This is a genomic window from Photorhabdus heterorhabditis, from assembly GCF_018448905.1.
Lineage (GTDB): Bacteria > Pseudomonadota > Gammaproteobacteria > Enterobacterales > Enterobacteriaceae > Photorhabdus > Photorhabdus heterorhabditis.
The window spans coordinates 1-1,056 of sequence record NZ_RCWA01000145.1 but is presented as its reverse complement, the minus strand read 5'-3'; the positions used below and the strand labels follow the sequence as shown (position 1 = coordinate 1,056).

Genomic DNA, 1,056 nt, shown 5'->3' with positions numbered 1-1,056 from the left:
GCTGGTCAGGGTGGTTTTGCCCTCTGCCGCGATTACCCCACCGGTGTTATTGATGTCGCCGGTGCGCAAAGTTAAGTGTCCGCCGCTTAACAACCGGCCACCTTTTTTGTCCGTCGTGGCAGCGTTGGCGAGCCAGTGACCGTGGGTATCAATGGACATCTCGCCACCCGCCTGTAGCAGCCCCGCAGTATTATCCAGCTGACCGCTATTTAAGGTCAGGGTGTCTTCGGCTATCACCTGTCCGGCGGTATTGGTGAAGGAATGGCCTGTGGTCTGGCTGTCAATGTGTTGCGCCAGCAACACGCCCTGGGTGTTATCCAGCGTCTGGCTGGTCGTAGTCAGTTGGGTTTTGGCTTCAAGATGACCGTGGGTGTTTTGCAGGCTTTTCCCGACCGTTAATGTGGTCATACCGCCCGTGGCGGCAATAGTCCCCTGTCGGTTATCCAGCTCAGAGGCAGTCAGCCAGAGATGTTGCCCGGCAGCCAGATGACCCGCCTGATTATCCAGCGCATCTTTAACCGTTAACGTCAAATTGCCGTTTTGGGCCGCCACCAGATGACCTTCTCGGTTATCCACGGTCGAGGCGTCCATGTTGAGGTGACCATTGCCCGCTATCGTGCCGCCCTGATTATTCAGCGTGTTGACCGTCAGCGACAGGTTATCGGCGCCCGCTTGTTGCATCACGCCCTGCTGATGGTTCAGGGTGTCGGCGGTGACCGTGATTTTGTTCGCCCGGGTGACGGCGTGATTCAGTTGTAAATCATGAGCCTGTATCGTCAGGGCGCCGTTGGTGAGCAACTGGCCCTGATGGCCCAGCCAGTGTCGGGTGTTCAGTGAAAGCGCGCCCTGACCGGCCAGTTGCACCGTCCCCCGGTTGTTATCGGCCTGATGCGCGGTGAGATGCAGGTCCTCGCCCTGACTGGCAATAATGCCCTGACGGTTATTAAGCCGGTCAGTGGTGAGGGTCAATGTCCCCTGATTGAACACGGTCCCCTCCTGGTTATTCAGGGTGCGGGTATGGAGCGTCAGTTCACCGCTGCCGGTCTGGTTAATTTT

At 57.9% G+C, this 1,056-nt stretch carries 2 protein-coding genes and 1 pseudogene; 1 reads left to right on the top strand and 2 read right to left on the bottom strand.

What is annotated here, in order from left to right:
* On the bottom strand, positions 1-636 hold a 636-nt coding region (locus EAE89_RS24215; protein ID WP_339423563.1), incomplete at its 3' end, for a hypothetical protein.
* Here EAE89_RS24215 and EAE89_RS24210 point away from each other — a divergent pair.
* Positions 598-759, top strand: a complete 162-nt coding sequence (locus tag EAE89_RS24210; RefSeq protein ID WP_339423564.1) for a hypothetical protein — start codon at positions 598-600, stop codon at positions 757-759. The two genes, EAE89_RS24215 and EAE89_RS24210, sit on opposite strands and share 39 nt — an antisense overlap.
* A 129-nt stretch (positions 760-888) precedes the next feature.
* Here the strand turns inward: EAE89_RS24210 and EAE89_RS24205 are convergent.
* Positions 889-1,008: pseudogene (locus EAE89_RS24205) on the bottom strand (hypothetical protein); the annotation flags it as partial.
* Positions 1,009-1,056 lie beyond the last annotated feature (48 nt).